Raw genomic sequence first — 16624 nt, 5'->3', positions numbered from 1 at the left:
ATAAATTAACCATTACTTAGTTGTATATACAATTTAATTGTGAATCAAGTTGAATTACCTTGTTGTATCTAGGTGTTTAAAGTGTTGGTGTGGAACAAATCACATCAGCCACTTTACTGGTGTGTGTATCAATTAATTTGGATAATTCATCTAGCTTTTGGCTTGTTAAGCTAATTGGTTTGCCCTGATTAAGAGCTTTGGCGATCTGATTAATATTTTTACCAAGCTGATAAAGCTGATAGTTACTTTCCCGTAACACTTGGATTTGTGTAGCAGACATAATTTTTGTGTCTTCCGTATAATTGTTTAGTAGCATGACAATAAAACGATTTAGGCTCATGCCTTGCGTTGAAGCTAGGGCTGATAGTTGCTCCTTGTTTTTTAACTGTATTTCTAACCGTGATCGGGATAATTTTGGAAGTTGCTTATTTTGTGACTTAATGCCACTTTGACGTATCCAGTATCTAATTAATGACGACACAGCGTAAGATCCTGTTAGTTGTAAAGCTAATGCTTTCAAATTTGCATAATCCGCTTCTGATACGTTTCTGATTCTTAAATGAATTTCTCGCATAAATAAAACCCTCAGTTTTACATTACTATTTCTGGTTCTTGGTCTTGGCCAATAACGTTGTCCATTATTGCTCCTTCTAAGCAAGCACCAGGCATTCGGGTGTCGGTTAAGTCTGCTCCTGTTAGATTAGCATTCGTTAAGTTTGCTTCTTCCAAGAATGCACGCATTAAAAGTGTGTTAGATAGATTGGTCTTGGTAAGGTCAGTACTTGCTAAGTTTGCCTCAATTAAATTCGCATTAGATAAGTTTGCTCCTGTTAAATCAGCCCCAGCAAACATTATTCCAGATAATGGATGTCCCTCAAGATTTACATTTCGCATCTTGCATCCTAGAAAATTAACACCACGTAGGACTGTGTGTGTTAAATCCAGATTGCTAAGATTGGCACTAGCTAAATTTGAATGCCTTAAATTTGTTCCTGTTAAATCAGCCTCTATAAAATTGGCTTTTTGGCAGTTTGAGTGGGCAAAATCGGCTTTGAATAGCCTTGCCTCGCTAAAATTCGTGCCATACATATTTGTAGCATAAAGTTCTGGAGTGCCAGATTAGCATTGGACACATCTGCTCGATCTAGGTTGGCACCCGTGAGGTTAGCTTGATATAAATTAGCTTCTGATAAATTAGCTGATTCTAAGTTTGTATTTTTCAGATTTGTGAAAGTTAAATTCGCACCAGACAAGTCCTTGTGACCAAGATTCAGATTGTTTAAATCCATTTCTCTTAAATCTGTGTGATCAAGTGATACACCAGCTTTTACAGCAGCCATTACGGTTTCTTTAATACTAGTTGATCCTGGTAATTCAAATCGTACTTGTCCGTCAATGGTCATGAGCTTATCGACGGGTAGTGGCATTACACCAATATCTCGTGCTTCCTGTTCATGCAAAACTTCACGCTCAGGGAATTTTGCACTGGTAATGTCCACGTGCTTAAGGCTAGCGTTACCAAAGTATGAATTAGAGAAATCTGCTCCAGTAACATTAGCTCGCAAAAAATTAGTATGCTTAAAACTAGTGCCGTCAGCGACTACACCACTTAAGTTGGCATCTGTAAAATACACATCTTCAATGCGAGAACCTGATAACTTCGCCCCTGATAGATTGGCTCCTTCAAGGTCTGCTCCTTTAAGCCAAATACCTCTTAAGTCCGCCTCCTGCAAATCAGCTCCCCGTAAATCAGCAAATGCTAAATTAGTTGATGCCTTTTCCTTAATCAGGGTCTCTAGCGTTTCTTTAATGCTTTTTGCCTTTTTGTCTTCATAAATGACCTCACCAAACATATCTTTAATCTTCATCTAAATCTCCAAAAAAGAAAAACCACTTAAGAAATTCTTAAGTGGTTAGAAAGGTTATATACATAATTTAAAAAGTTAATTCGCTATCTTGTTCACGTTGTTTTTCCTGCTCAACCTGCGTTTTAGCAAAATCCCCCAATATCTTAGCTTCTGTCTTGAATCCTTCAAGGTAGAGACGTTTAGATAGAGTTTTCGCCTCCTGAGCAGTCAATTCGTGATTATCAATAAAGGTTTGAATATTCCCTTTATGTGCCTCATCAAACAACTCATAAATTCGATAGCGTTCAGGGACTTTGCCTGTCGTAATCGCTTCGTTAAACTCATCTTGTAACCGTGTAGTGGGTTCTGATTTTTCCAGTTCTCTGGTTAACTCACCGATTTCTCTTGCTTCTGTTTTATGTCCTTCTTGATATAGTAGGCGAGCCAATAACTTATATTCTTTAATCAATAGTTGCTTACCTTCTAATTGTTTTTCAAGAAAAGGAGAGAGAGGTTCTTTTCTGTCCTTAATAGCATCTTTCAGTTGTTGAAGACGTACATAGTTAATTTCTGAAAATCCTCCACGTTTTTCAATATGCTCAACCGTGCTGTTTTTGGCTTTCTTATATTCTCCACGATGTACTCGTTTAGTGGCAGTACATTCCACACCTTGCTCACGCATTTTTTCGGCAAACAGTAATCGCCATTGATGATAGGTTTCTTTGCGAGGATTAAGGCGTTTTCCATCGTACCCCATCATAGATACTGCCAAATGTACATGAGGTTCATCAGTGTCTGTATGTAATGCCATACACCATTCGTGATTCGCATCAAAAACTTGACGAGCAAATTCCCTAGAGGCGTTAAGTACTGCCTCTGGTGGAGTACCCTTAGGCATAGATAAAACAATGTTTAATTTTTGTTTCTTGCCACTAATATCCTCTACTAAACCTTTACGACGCCATTCTTCGGTAATGTCTTTACCTGTATTATGACCTGTGAGTATCCGCCCGTCTTTTGTTTCCACTTCAACCTTTCCATTACGACTGATATACTCAAGGTGGCTTCTTATAGACTTTGTATTTTCTGGTGGCGGCTTGCCATTCACTAGCTTCCGTTTAGGTGTTTTAACCACTACTTCGGGTACTTTTTTTCCTCTGCGGAGATTGGCAATACCAAAGTTACGTTTTAGCCTTACACCACCACCTTGACTACTGCCACTAACCTTTTTTCTAACCCTCCGTTCAAACCCCAGGAGAATATCTTCGGCTCGCTTTAATGCACTGGGCATAGCTTACTCCTACATGATTATTGCTTGCTCAGCATACATCTCAAGTCCTAATGTGCTTTTATCTACATCAGGATGTAAATTCCAACCTGAAATATCTCCTGTAAATGCAGATTGTTCAAAGATACTGTGCATCATATTGACATTGGAAACATTCCAACCTGAAATATCACCATTAAACTGGGACTTAGTGAACATAGCAGCCATATCTCTCACATTACTGACATCCCACTGAGAAATATCACCATTAAATTGTGAGCCCATAAACATAGCCGCCATGTCCTTTACTTTTGATGTATCCCAACCCGAAATATTCCCATTGAATGGAGAATTGGTAAACATTCCTCGTGTGCTAATAACACTAGAGGTATTCCAATTTGAAATATCACCGTTAAAGGCTGCATTAGAAAAAGTGAACCGCATATTTCTCACCTTGCTTACATCCCACTTAGCAATATCGCCATTAAAAGGGGATTGGGAAAACATAAACATCATTGATGTCACATTAGACGTATCCCAACATGAAATGTCCCCTCTAAACTGTGTTCGTTCAAATAAACGGTTCATATTTGTAACTTGTGAAGTATCAATATGATTAAGGTTTGCCTCGTTACCCAAGCGTCTAATCTCATCTTTTATAATTTGATGAATAGTGTCATCAGTAGCAATAATCTTTTCCACGATGAAAATCTCCAAAAGAAAACCGCCAAGGTATCCCTAGGCGGTTAGTGAATATGAAAAAATCTATAAAGTTGAAGTTAAAACAGTTTGGGGAAGACGTTACGACTACATTACTATTTCAGGTTCTTGAATAATGTATCTTGCATTGATTTGCTCCTTAATATGTTCAGGAGCAAAATCCAACACATAAGAACTAATCCGTTCTGCATCGTTACAGGCCTTAATCAATTCATAAGGAAAATCTTTGATGACATGAATCCAGTTAGCCACATAACTCAAGTGGTTACTGGTGTCATGTGAAATACCTAAATCCTGTCCAAGCATCATGCTAGCTATCTCTGCTCGTAATTCCTCTTTAGCATAATCTTGAGTCCCAAACATTGCTGTTGTTAATCGATTTAGACGACTTTCATGTCCAGTCCAATGCCCCAATTCGTGTAAGACAGTATCGTAGTAATTTTGTGCGGAAGGAAATTGTTGAGTATGTGGTAACACAATTTCATCACGAGATGGGTCGTAGTAAGCACAATTACCGTCCTCATGCTTAATTACTGCACCAGATGTTTTAATAATTTCATCAGCAATCCTATGTACATCCCAGTTTTTTTCTGTTGGGTCAAGTTGTAGAGGGGGAATTCCATCAATTTGATCAGCATTGAACACTGTAAAGTAATTTATAATGGGTTTTTTCAGTTTTACTCTTTCTTTAATAACGTTGCCATTATTGTCTTTGATGGGGTTGCCTTGCTCATCTTTTTTTATGTCGTCTTTCTCCCAGATATACTTCTGCAATGGAATTCCTCTAGATCCTTTTCTAACTGCATAACCAGCCTCCTTGGCTTGATTAAATGTCAAGTAGCGAGGATCTTTATAAATCTGTACCATTAACATCAATCGATTGGCTCCCCGGTAAGGTTTACCAGTGATTGCATTGTATGGGCGAGGAGAATTAGTCCATGGCTGTTGCCATGGTGCAGTTCCTTTTTCTAATTCAATAATGATTTTTTCAGCAAGTTGTTCAGCGAAAGACTCTTTCTTTTCGTTAGCCATACTACTGCTCCAAAAAATAAGCAGTGTGATTACTCACACCGCCTGTTAAGTTAAAAGATAAGACTTATAAACTAGTCAAAGGTATAGGTAGCGCTTACTACACCACCGTAGTGTCCACGATTGTTGCCGCTGACAGCCCCCTTGAGAAGGAACTTACCATTAGAACTCATGCGTGAAATACCTAGGGCGTATGCATTTTGGCCACGATAAGCAGATCCAGACATACTGACAGATGTCTTGCCAGGCTGGGTTGATTGACCTAGTCCAGCAATCGCCATTGCAGATGCAGTACCAGCAAAGGCATCTTTGCGTAATGTTTGCACTTCACCGCGTAACGATTGAATATCTCCAGTCATACTGTTCATACGAGCTGATAATACTTGTGTGTTGCGATCAAGTGCTTGAATCGCACCACCTACACTGTTATAAACACCAGTGGCATTAGTAGTTACATCTTTAATCGAGTAAGTTGGTGTAGTTACACGACCGTCTACCGCAGTAGCACCTCCACCGAGATGTTGTGCTACATCACCAGCTAAGCGGCTAAAGTCTGTCTTAATATTAGTCACGTCGCTTTTGTCTGCTTTAGTTTCTAAAGAAATATTCAGTGTATCGCCAGTAATCAATCCTTTATCGCCTTTGGCATTCTTACCATTCCCTAACTTCTCTTGCCATTTTTGTACATCCGTTGTGATAAGGTTGCTGGCATCCTTGTTGGCTTTGCTGTCTAAGTCTTTTTGGACTGCACCTTTAATTGTGTCATTAGAGACATTGACTGCATAAGTCTTAGCATTACCATCTGTACCTTCTGTGACGGTGGTGTTAGTTCCTGCTACCACTTTGACTGCACCCTTAGCAAGGTTCTTAATCACCGTTTTACCATCCGTAGTAAGGTTATTCAGGTTAGTGTTGGCTTTGCCATTTAATGCTGTATTGATACCGTCTAAACTAGTATTGATATTAGTAATATCAGTTTTATCTGCTTTATCTGATAATGCAGCAGTTAAAGCTGTATTTAGCGTATCGCCAGTAATCAATCCTTTATCGCCTTTGGCATTCTTACCATTCCCTAACTTCTCTTGCCATTTTTGTACATCCGTTGTGATAAGGTTGCTTGCGTCTTTGTTTGCTTTACCATCTAAGTCTTTTTGTACTGCCCCTTTAATCGCTTCATTAGAGACATTGACAGCATAGGTTTTGGCATCGCCATCGGTGCTTTCAGTCACAGTAGTATTGGTTCCTGCAATAACCTTCACAGCACCTTTGGCAAGGTTCTTAATCACCGTTTCACCATCCGTAGTAAGGTTATTCAGGTTAGTGTTGGCTTTGCCATTTAATGCTGTATTGATACCGTCTAAACTAGTATTGATATTAGTAATATCAGTTTTATTTGCTTTATCTGATAATGCAGCAGTTAAAGCTGTATTTAGCGTATCGCCAGTAATCAAGCCTTTATCGCCTTTGGTATTCTTACCATTCCCTAACTTCTCTTGCCATTTTTGTACATCCGTTGTGATAAGGTTGCTGGCATCCTTGTTGGCTTTGCTGTCTAAGTCTTTTTGGACTGCACCTTTAATCGCTTCATTAGAGACATTGACAGCATAGGTTTTGGCATCGCCATCGGTGCTTTCAGTCACAGTAGTATTGGTTCCTGCAATAACCTTCACAGCCCCTTTGGCAAGGTTCTTAATCACCGTTTCGCCATCACTCGTAATGTTATTAAGGCTGGTATTGGCTTTGCCATTTAATGCTGTATTGATACCGTCTAAACTAGTATTGATATTAGTAATATCAGTTTTATCTGCTTTATTACCTAATATCGTATTAAGAGCTTTAGTGTTACTATCAAGTGCAGTTAATGCAGCTCCCACATTACTATAATTTTGAACGGTTGGTGATTCACCTGTCACGTCTGTGATACTGTAAGTTGGGCTAGTTACACGACCATTACCGTCTACCGTTGCACCTCCGCCTAAATGCTTGGCGACATCAGCAGCTAGGTTATTTAGTGCTGTTGCTGTGGCACTGTCTCCTGTTGCACTTGTTGAACCGACACCGAGTAGGGTTTTCCAAGTTCCAACGTTCACGTTTGTACCGTTTTGTAAAATATCATAGATTTGGCTACCGTTGATAGCGTCTTTACTGGTTTGGCTAATCGTGCCGTCAGCTACATAGACAATCTTACGTTGTGCTGTGGCAGATCCGACAGATACAGTATTGTCACCGCCATCTGCACTGTTCGCTCCGAGGATTACAGCATTGTTAGCTTTTGTCACTACATTAGATCCAAGCACAAAAGTATTGTTGCCCGAGTTATGTGGGTTAGTGGCTTCACCAATGGTATTGTTATTACCAAAAGCGTAACTGCCGTCACCATAGATATAATCTGGGTCTCCGAATGCCCCAGAATTGTTACCCAACACATTGTGACCTGTACCAATAGCGATTGAGTTAGTGCCTGTCACAACTGAACCTTTACCCATAGCGATTGAATTTTCGCCAGTAACAATAGTATCTGTGCCAATCGCAAGTGAGTTAGCGCCTGTTGCGAGGGCATTTGTGCCAATGGCATAGGCATTTTCGCCAACATTGGTCAAGTCGTTTAGTGTTAAAGCGTCACGCAATGCTTGTAATCTATCTTGTTCAGATTTGAGTTCATTCGCTTTAGCAGTGAGTTGTCGCATGATTTCTTCATATCGCTGAGACAAAGCAATGTCTGCGTCGCTAGGGTTTGTGTTGTCATACGTGCTTTTCGCCTGATCTGCTGCGGTTTTTAATCGAGCAATCTCTGCTTCTTTCTCGGCAATCGCATTTTTATTAATGCCTAGAGCCTCTTCTAGCTCTTGTGTTAATTTTTGCGTAGTAACTTTATTTTTTAATAAAACATCAGAAACATTTTCTTTGTACCAAGCATTATGAGCTTGGTAAATTTGATTATCAAATGAGGTTACATCTCCATTATAGAGTGATGGGATACGTGTAATGCTCATTGCTATTGCTTTAGCCTTATTGAATGCCTCTACTTTTTTATCTAACCAAGTCGTATTTTTCGTTTCCTCATACATAGTTTGATAATAAGCTATATCTAATGCGTATTCCTTAAGCATTAGGGAGTTATCAAGATAAGAAGCATATCTTCTTGCTTTACTATTATCTTCATCTAAGAAATAGTGATTCTGATTCAATAGTTCGGGTAAACTATCCCTAATTTTCTTGAGTGCTTCTTTTTGATTTTCATATGTTGTCTTGGTTATAACTCTTTGAAACTCTATGTCGGTTGGTTGTTTGTTTTTAAACAGAGACTCAAATCTCTGAACATCATCAATTTCAGCAACAACAGTTCCCTTCACTGTTGGCATAGCTATATCTCTACCTCTAACTAATCTTAGTTTTTCCCCATCTTGTATCAACCTTGTAGTATCGTCATAATCATAAAAAGGGTCGTAGCCAACGAAAGCAACATAATTATTATCTAAATTTAGTACAGGGAGACTGATATTGTATTTGGTTATTGTGTTGTTATAGGTGTCTATAACATTTTGGGCTATTGGGGTTCCGCTGACTACTTGGCTTTTGAGAGCTTCTATTATAGGGAAGCGGATGTTTTGTTTAATATTATTACTTTCGTTTTCGAGTATTCTCGCCTCTCCTAATGCCGTATAGTAGCTACTTACGTAGTCTTTGTAAAAATCCACACTTAAATTAAGTGTTGTGCCTTCTTCTGCAATCGCCTTGAGTTGTGTGGCTGCATTTGTAAGTCCTTCGTCAGAACTAATATCTACATTTTGGATACGACTAATACCTGTTAAACGACTGTTTAAATCGTCAACCTTAGCTTGAGCGTCTTTTAAAAATTGGGCAGAGCCTGCGACTGTGTCATTATACGTTTTTAACTTGTCTTGCCATACGTTATAAGCAGATTGTTTTGCCAATCTAACTTGTTTTACTCGTTCGCCAGCTTCGATCACGTCTGCTTCGACCTTGCGGATGTTTTGTAGTTCACCTAAGAGACGGTTTGTATTAGCTTCGGCAGTGGCAATATCAGCTAGCTTTTGCTTGTTTTCATTAAGTTTTTGGGTAATGGAATCCTTGTTTTCATTACCGCCTGTTGCAACTGCATTTTTACCAATGGCTACGGAATTCTTTCCTGTAGCTATTGAGCCTTGTCCACGTGCACGTGAGCCTGTACCCATTTCTAATCCTGTATCATCACCAACATTATTAATTGTGATATTTACAACATTGGGTTGTGCGTCTTGGGCAGTCGCATAATTCATAGAAAAAACAGCACTAAGTGCTAATGCAAGTGTAGTTTTCTTCATCATAAATAAGTATCCTTAAGTAAAAAAACCTCCACCGTGAAGGGAAGGAGAGGTTAGGTAAAAAGTGAGTAAAAAACGCCTATTAGGCATGGATTGATAATCTTGATAGTTAGTGAAAATAAAAGTAATTTAGCTACATCACCATTTCTTTCTCTGGAACTTTATAGTTTCGTTCTTTGATTTGTTGCGTCTCTGGAACTTTTGGCCGTTCTTGTTCCATTCTCTTATCAACGTGTTGTTGAATTTCAGGAGGTATATTAAGCGTGCCATTACTAATTGCTTTTTCGTAATTGGTTTCAAAGTTGCGTTTAATGTCATTACGCAAGTTCTGATCCACTTTTGCTAATACTTTGTTGGCAATTTGAATAGCTACCTTTACCACGAACTGTTGTGCTTTTGATAATGTTTCAAACCCCTTGATACTTTGAGCTTGAATAAGCACTTCACTTGGTACAGTACCGTTATCCACTTGCTCATAAGTCGCATCTACATCAATATCTGCCTGCTTTGATACTTCAATTTGTGCCTCACTAGGGCGGGTTGAGGACTGCATAATTAAGGAATCAACTGTACTATGTGTTTTGATAACATCCTCTTGTCGTTCCACATCTAAAGGGATATTTTTTGCATTGTCTAACTGGTGATTTTGAAAACTAACTCCATCTATGTCTGCATTTTCAAAATTAGTACGATAAAACTTGGCATCATTTAAACTAGTGCCGTGTAGCGTTGAATCTGATAAATTAACATCTCTTAAATCAGATTTATCCAAAGATGTATTTGTAAAATCTGTAGACATAGCCACGGAGCCTTCCAGGTTTGCTCCATCTAATTTGGATCCTGTTAAGTTAGCACCTGATAAATTAGAGTTCCGTAAGTCAACTCCCCTTAAATCTATATGACTTAAATCGGCATTTGGTAAGTTAATGCGCTTTAAATCGGTCTTATTGTTAAGTGCCTCAATTAGAGCATCTTTGATTGTTATAGCCTCTTTTGACGCAGTGTATATTTTGTTGCCATCCACATCTCTTAGCGTGATAGGTAAAGCGTATCTTATTTGGTCTGGTATATAGGATGACTTATCAAATATCACATTACTAATCGTTGCGCCGTTAAGTGACCCATCAAACGTAGCTCTTGTCATATTTACGTTGATGAGTGTACTACGCTCGAATTGAGCGTTTTTACCAAAACTGGCTCCTACTAAATTAGCATCAGTCAAGTCAGCCCCTGAAAAATTAGGGTTGCGCAGGTTATGAACAAAAGCAAGATTAATACCTCTTAAATCAGCTCCTCGTAGATCTAAATTTTCAATCATTTGGTTATAAGGTGTCGCTTGTGCAAGTTCTTCGACTGCCTCTTTTACTGTTCTTGCAGTAGATGATTTATATATTTCATTACCTGCAGTATCTTTTAATATAATTGGCTCTGGCATAATTTACTCCAATAAAAAACCGCCAGGAATTGCTCCTAAGCGGTTGGTTAGAAATAAAAATCAAGTTACATCACCATCTCTGGTTCAGGTTCTTCCAATGTTGGCATTTCATACTCAAGATGTCGAAATGCCTCTTGAAAAGACTTTTTTATGTGATCTAGCCCTCGCAACTGTGCTAAATCATTAAAGTCTGATGGGGGATTCGGTTGGTTAAGTTCATCCTCGGTGAAGTCAGGTAACAATACAACAGCGTTGTTAGAAAAGATGGCTTTAGCTTCATTGGCGTACTTTTGACCTGTACCGCTACGATCAAGGTCTGCGCCAATCACGACTTGTAAGTCGGTTTGTTTAGCAAGTTTTTCTGCAACTTTTTTAAGATTGTTAGCAGAAAAGCAAACAACGACGGTTTTCCCTGTCGCTAAATGAAGAGTTGCACCAGTGGCTACCCCTTCCACCAAAATAATCTCTTTGTTTTCTTTGGCTTTTCCCCATGTACCTAACATCATGCTAGACCCACCTAGGGAAGCATTTTTATTAAAACGTTTATCTCCATCAGGAGATATGGTCTGCACGCCATGAAGCTCACCGAATTGCCGAGCAGGGACTAGTAGATTGTCTCCCTCTTGGCGTAAATATTTAGCAATCGTTAAGGCATTAATCCCTTTTTTTACCAAATACGGATGGTTAATCTGCGCTCCTTTGGCTTTTTCCCAACGTTCATTAGCGACCTTTCTAGCAGCTTCTTGCTGACGAGCTAATTCTCGTTCACTTGCCAGACGGCGAGCCTGCATTTCTTCTCGTTTTTGCCGCCACTCCTCTTTTGACAGAGGTTGCGGTTTTTTTGCAGGAACAAAACCATTTCGTTTTGCCTCAAAAAAAAGCGTACCAATATTGATACGCCCTTCTTTAAATGATTTCCACGCAGCTTTTGCATCACGAGGATTGTAGTTGGGTGCTGTTTGCGACCATTCATCCCAGATCGCAAAACCATTTTCACCATATTCACTTTTTAGCGCTGCGCCAGTTTTAATCCATGTTTGACGGTCTTCACTGGATAAGTAGGTTAAAGCCGCACGAACGTTGGCGTAGTTGTCTTCGTAGTAATTTTTTATCGATGACGACGGAGAGTTAGTATTCATAATATTTCAACTCCAAAAAAAACCGCCAGGGATTGCTCCAAGGCGGTTGTGTTTGAGCGATAAACAGCTATGCTGCTTCTTTGAGTAAAGTATCTAAGAGGGTCTCATATCCTTGAGATTCTTCCCGAATAGATTCTTTAATAAGATGACGTATATCGTCAGGTAGACTATCCAGACCAAATCCAAATTCCACCATTTTTTCCAAACCAGCAGCTGCGCTATCGACCATATCCGTTATGTATTTCACAACTTCTTTGGCCTCATCTTGTTGCTGCATCAGCTTGGGTTTTGCCGTTGTATCTGGTTTAGCTGCTGATAAATTGGGAAGATCCAGGAGTGGAATTTCTGGTGGGGGATACCCTAGCCGTTTGGTAAATTCAGGATCTTCATAATAGACAATCTTTTTAGCACGAATAGCCGCAATACCTGTCATACTGATAATGCAATCCGTCGTGGGCATTGTGCGAAGTTCTTCGGGTAGCATCACTGGTCGACGTTGGTCGCTAATGCTCGTGCTACTGTTACCGATACTACCTTTATTTCTGGATGTGCTTTTAGCTTTGAATGTCTCATGGCCAATGATTTCCGAAAACTCTTTAGCGTCCTCATTGTCCCTAGGTGGATAAATAATTTGACATTCAAAGTTAGTACTCATACTTTTAGCACCATCCTTTGTATATAGTCTGTTAAGTTGACTTAAGTTCTGAAAAATGGGCATTAAGCGTAAGTTATAACCTGCGATATAGGCGACTGATTTTTCGATGATATCGACCTTGCCCATTCCTGTAAACTCATCCAACAGCAATAGGCATTGATATTTTAGGTCTGGATTATCCTCTGGTAATTCCTCTGTATTGACTGATATTAACTGACTAATAAATAAGTTAATTAGTCTGCTGAATTTGGCAAGATCATTGGGCTGAATGCCAATATAAATACTCATTTTTTTCTTGCGTAAATCACGCAAATTAAAATCGTCTTTACTGGTGATTTTGCCGACAATCGGATCTATAAATACCGATAAAGGAGCAACCATGCTTGACATAACACTCGCCGCTGTTTGATCTGATGTAGTCGCATAGCTCAGTAAGTTATTTTTGCACGCACTACTAAAATATGGAGATTTAGCGACTTCTTCCTTAATCCATACTGCACAATTTTTATACTTGCTAGGATCGGGGGTTGTTAAGGCATTAAGCCGTGTCAATGTCGGAGTGTCTCGTGCTTCATCCCATTCTGGTGTGTCTTTATACAGTAACTCATACTCAATCATATAGAGCACTAGACCCACAAATAATTTTTGAGCCATTTCCGCAAAAAACTTTGCATTACCGTCCCCACTTTCTGGTGCGGTATATAAGATGTTGGCAATATTAAAAGCATCACCGACCATGCGGTAGGGGTCTCTTGATACGTAACTAATAGGATTCCAACAATGCGAACGTCTATTCTGTGCACTGGGATTAAAAAGAAAAATTTCTTGCTCCATCACATCATGACGATACCCTGCTGTAATTTTGAAGTTTTCAAGTTTTGGGTCAAATACGACAAGGCTATCCCGATAGTTGAGGCAGTTGGGGATAACAATGCCCACACCTTTGCCTGAGCGAGTGGGAGCTGCTAAATAAGCAAACTGTTTACCCGACCAGCGTAAGAATTTTCCATTGAATTTTCCAATCAGAATTTCAGGATCTTTCTGGTTAGTCTTGAATAGACCATGTTGGGTAATTTCGCTCATCAGTGCAAATCGTGATGAACCGTGCAATTCTCGTTTGGGTTTTTGCATCAGTAAAACGGCCATAGCAAGCGTCACTAAAACAGGGAAAACTCCAGCAACGATACAACCTAATCGATACATGAGGTTTTGCTCCCAAGCCTGACCTCCGTACCAATAGGTAACAAGCGTTAATGGATGGGCAAACTGACTGATATTATTAAACTTAAAAAATATCATCCCTCCAATCCACTGACCCAAAATGGCAGAAAATAAGAAGGTGATTATTAGGATATTACGAAGAGTTTTCTTGTTGTCCATAGCTATCCTTGCAATGCTTTTAATTTTGCATGAGGGTCGTAATAGAGTTCCTTGAGTTTTGTTTTTTCGAAAAAACAAACTACATCAATCGTTGACCTCACAATATTGAGAATGTAGTCATAGTTCATGCCTTGACCCGCCGTGCTTTCTTTTGCAAGTTGCGCAATGCGGTAGTACACGCTTCTTGCGTCGTTGGCATGAACAGAAGTTAGCCCTCCTGCATGACCTGTGTTCAAGGCTGAAAGATAATCCCAGGCTTCATCGCCTCTTAATTCTGTTAAGAAAATACGGTCAGGCTTAAGACGCATACATGATGCAATAACTGCCTTAGCGGTAACGTGTTCTTTATAAAAGAGATGTAACCTGTTTGGGTGATTAGGCAAATCAAGTTCGTGTGTGTCTTCAATAGTAATGATACGGGTGTCAAAAGGGACAAGATCTGCTAATGCCTTGGTGAAGGTTGTCTTGCCAGAGCCTGTGCCACCAACCATACAGATATTGAGCTTTTTCTTGATTGCCAGTTTAAAAAACTCTTCAATACGTTTTTCGTCTTTAAGGCGTATCAGCTCCTCTTCATAGGGTTGCAAACCCTTTTGTTGATGTAGTGTGTGTGCCACATCCACAAAACCATCTAGCCTGCCTGTATTTGCATAATCTTCTAGCTTAAAGCGGCTTGTTGAGGGTTTACGAAATGAAAATACCACTGTTCCAGTTTCACACGCTGGCGGTATGAGAATATGACAGCGTTCACCGTCTGGAAGAGTGACGCTGTGCATGGGACTTTTAGGACTGATGTGTTTTTCATTGTAGATACACAGCACATTTGCGAGCTCCATGCAACGGTTAAGTGTGAGGTTTTCTTTCTCAATGCGTTCCTTACCATTGGCTCCCTCGATAAAAATTTCGTAGGGACGATTAATCATTACTTCCGTAACACCTTTGGTGTTTAAGAGTTGTGTGATACCTAATTTGTCTAAAATATTTCTTACGCTGACATCTTTTCTTAATTCAGGCATTTTGTTGTTCATCCAAAAGAAAACCGTCAAGAAGAGGGGCTTCAAGGCGGTTTAAATTAACTTTATGCTGTTTATAGGGTTAAATCTGGTTCTTCATAATCCATAGATGGATCAAGATCCGATAATTTAAAGACAAAATCTGTACTGTTCTTTGGAATCAACTTGAGTGCATACTCATTAAATTGTGCTTGGTGCATATTATTTTGACTGAATGTTGTGTCACCCAAAAGAGCATTAATGAAGTTGGCATTAGTCAAATCGCATTTTGAAAATTCGGTGTGATTAAGTAAAGTGTTATTAAACTTGGCGTCCTTTAATTTGCAGTCATGAAAGCAAGTGCCACTAAGGTCTTGATTATTAAAGTCCATACCAGATAAATCAGCATGAGCTACATAAGCGTTATATAAAAAGATGCCCTGATTGAGCATTTCTTGTACTGCCTCTCGCTCGGTTGTGGCTGTTTGAGATTCGTATACAGGTACGGCTTCTCCATGATTGCTCCAGATAATCATATGTTATCTCCTTAAGATGAATAAAAAACCACCTAATGTATGTAGTTAGGCGGTCGTGAAAAATAATCTTATAAAGATGTTAGGTAATAGTTGTGATAGTTCGCTAAGTGCCATGAGTGATAAAAAAATTTTCCTTCAATGTTTTAAATTCAATTATTAACTACTCCATTACATCACTATTTCTGGCTCTTGCTCTCGGAATTTATCGTTAAATTTCGCTAAGTTTTCTTCTAATCGTTGACTTTGATAACTAATATCACAAAAACCATTATCTCTTGCAACAATGGTGTGCTCCAATAATGTGTAATCAAAAATTTCTAGTGCAGCATCCACATCCTCAGTGAAGCGAAGATCTGCAGGTGATGCTTCGGCATTACCTGATGGGTGGTTATGAGTGAGTACACAGTATTGATTGTCTGGATTGGACTGCATTAAATCTAATATTTTATTAGGAGATACTATCGTCTTATCTACTGTACCCTCTGATAGGGTGTGTAATGCAGTCACACCTCCCTTTTTATCTATCGTTAATAGGAGTGCATATTCGCTATACTGAGGGTTTAATTTTGCAGCTAATAAACAGTCAATTTGTTTGCGATCATTAGCGTAGTTTAATCCTACAATTTCTCTCTTTACATGGTAATCAATGTACTCATTAAACCCTTTAATGTCTTCGATAGTCGTCGTTTTTTTAGGTTGATAATAATATTCTTTAAGCTCGGTTTTATACGCAGTAAAAGGTTTAAGGTACGAGAGAAAGGCATGGCTCATAGATATACTTAACATCTGGTCGTTCTCTGCTAACGAATAAGTGTCGTTATTACCTACGGCAATAACGTCCAAGCACCTTCTGTCAAAAATAGTCAGTTTATCTGCCACTTGTTCAATAGTTTTAAGGGCTTCTTTTGATAAATTCTGCACAGAAGAGGAGACTATCAATCCTGTCCAGTCTTTGTCTTCTAAAAGTGTTTTTAGGATGTCTTTTGTATTATCGCTTGTGTCTATAAACTTAATAGCCTTAACCTGAAACCTTGCATCTAAGAGTGTGCATGCCAGTTTATTTTCTGTACTCACTGAAATACTAGTTTGAGCAAGATGCTTCATGTCGGCAGAACCACGAATACGCATTTTGTCTGATGATGTTCTCATAGGAGAGCGAATATACGATGACATCCAGGATACATATTTATTGGTATCTATTGAAAGGGGAGAGCACTTTTTGATTTTGGTGTAGAGTTCCTCATGATTGGTAGATTGGGTCAGTGTTAAAAGGTCTTCCATGGCAAAACTCCATAAAAA

General features: G+C 39.1%; 13 protein-coding genes. All 13 read right to left on the bottom strand.

What is annotated here, in order from left to right:
* Nucleotides 1-76 precede the first annotated feature (76 nt).
* Entirely contained in the window at nt 77-574 is a 498-nt protein-coding gene (locus tag BQ4443_RS03380; RefSeq protein WP_071058052.1) for a hypothetical protein, read from the bottom strand.
* A 17-nt stretch (nt 575-591) separates the two neighbouring features.
* Entirely contained in the window at nt 592-1089 is a 498-nt protein-coding gene (locus BQ4443_RS12585; protein ID WP_083331836.1) for a pentapeptide repeat-containing protein, read from the bottom strand.
* The gene (locus tag BQ4443_RS03370; RefSeq protein ID WP_071058050.1) at nt 1008-1868 is read right to left on the bottom strand and encodes a pentapeptide repeat-containing protein; all 861 of its coding nucleotides are present in this window, start codon (nt 1866-1868) and stop codon (nt 1008-1010) included. Before BQ4443_RS03370 ends, BQ4443_RS12585 begins: the two co-directional genes overlap by 82 nt.
* A gap of 67 nt (nt 1869-1935) precedes the next feature.
* The gene (locus BQ4443_RS03365; RefSeq protein ID WP_071058049.1) at nt 1936-3138 is read right to left on the bottom strand and encodes a relaxase/mobilization nuclease domain-containing protein; all 1203 of its coding nucleotides are present in this window, start codon (nt 3136-3138) and stop codon (nt 1936-1938) included.
* Between the two features lie 9 nt (nt 3139-3147).
* Nucleotides 3148-3816, bottom strand: a complete 669-nt coding sequence (locus tag BQ4443_RS03360) for a BspA family leucine-rich repeat surface protein (RefSeq protein ID WP_071058048.1) — start codon at nt 3814-3816, stop codon at nt 3148-3150.
* A 105-nt stretch (nt 3817-3921) separates the two neighbouring features.
* Nucleotides 3922-4866: an ArdC family protein gene (locus BQ4443_RS03355; RefSeq protein WP_071058047.1), complete on the bottom strand. Its 945-nt coding sequence runs from the start codon at nt 4864-4866 to the stop codon at nt 3922-3924.
* A gap of 71 nt (nt 4867-4937) precedes the next feature.
* Nucleotides 4938-9191, bottom strand: coding sequence for a YadA-like family protein (locus tag BQ4443_RS03350; protein WP_071058046.1), 4254 nt, complete (start codon nt 9189-9191; stop codon nt 4938-4940).
* A gap of 130 nt (nt 9192-9321) precedes the next feature.
* The gene (locus BQ4443_RS03345; RefSeq protein ID WP_071058045.1) at nt 9322-10623 is read right to left on the bottom strand and encodes a pentapeptide repeat-containing protein; all 1302 of its coding nucleotides are present in this window, start codon (nt 10621-10623) and stop codon (nt 9322-9324) included.
* Between the two features lie 65 nt (nt 10624-10688).
* Nucleotides 10689-11762 (bottom strand): PriCT-2 domain-containing protein, encoded by a 1074-nt coding sequence (locus BQ4443_RS03340; RefSeq protein ID WP_071058044.1) that lies wholly within the window; start codon nt 11760-11762, stop codon nt 10689-10691.
* 67 nt (nt 11763-11829) lie between these two features.
* Complete coding sequence (locus BQ4443_RS03335; protein WP_071058043.1) at nt 11830-13797, bottom strand: type IV secretory system conjugative DNA transfer family protein; 1968 nt, start codon at nt 13795-13797, stop codon at nt 11830-11832.
* Between the two features lie 2 nt (nt 13798-13799).
* A complete protein-coding gene (virB11, locus tag BQ4443_RS03330; protein WP_071058042.1) occupies nt 13800-14825 on the bottom strand; it encodes a P-type DNA transfer ATPase VirB11 in 1026 nt (341 codons plus the stop codon).
* Nucleotides 14826-14884: 59 nt separating this feature from the next.
* Nucleotides 14885-15325 carry a pentapeptide repeat-containing protein gene (locus tag BQ4443_RS03325; RefSeq protein WP_071058041.1) on the bottom strand — a complete coding sequence of 147 codons (441 nt, stop codon included), beginning with the start codon at nt 15323-15325 and terminating at the stop codon, nt 14885-14887.
* Nucleotides 15326-15493: 168 nt separating this feature from the next.
* The gene (locus BQ4443_RS03320) at nt 15494-16498 is read right to left on the bottom strand and encodes a JAB domain-containing protein (RefSeq protein WP_218118015.1); all 1005 of its coding nucleotides are present in this window, start codon (nt 16496-16498) and stop codon (nt 15494-15496) included.
* Nucleotides 16499-16624: the final 126 nt, after the last annotated feature.

Source organism: Pelistega sp. MC2, from assembly GCF_900099475.1.
GTDB lineage: Bacteria > Pseudomonadota > Gammaproteobacteria > Burkholderiales > Burkholderiaceae_B > Taylorella > Taylorella indica.
The sequence above is the reverse complement of the archived record's forward strand: the minus strand, read 5'-3'. Positions and strand labels throughout refer to the sequence as shown.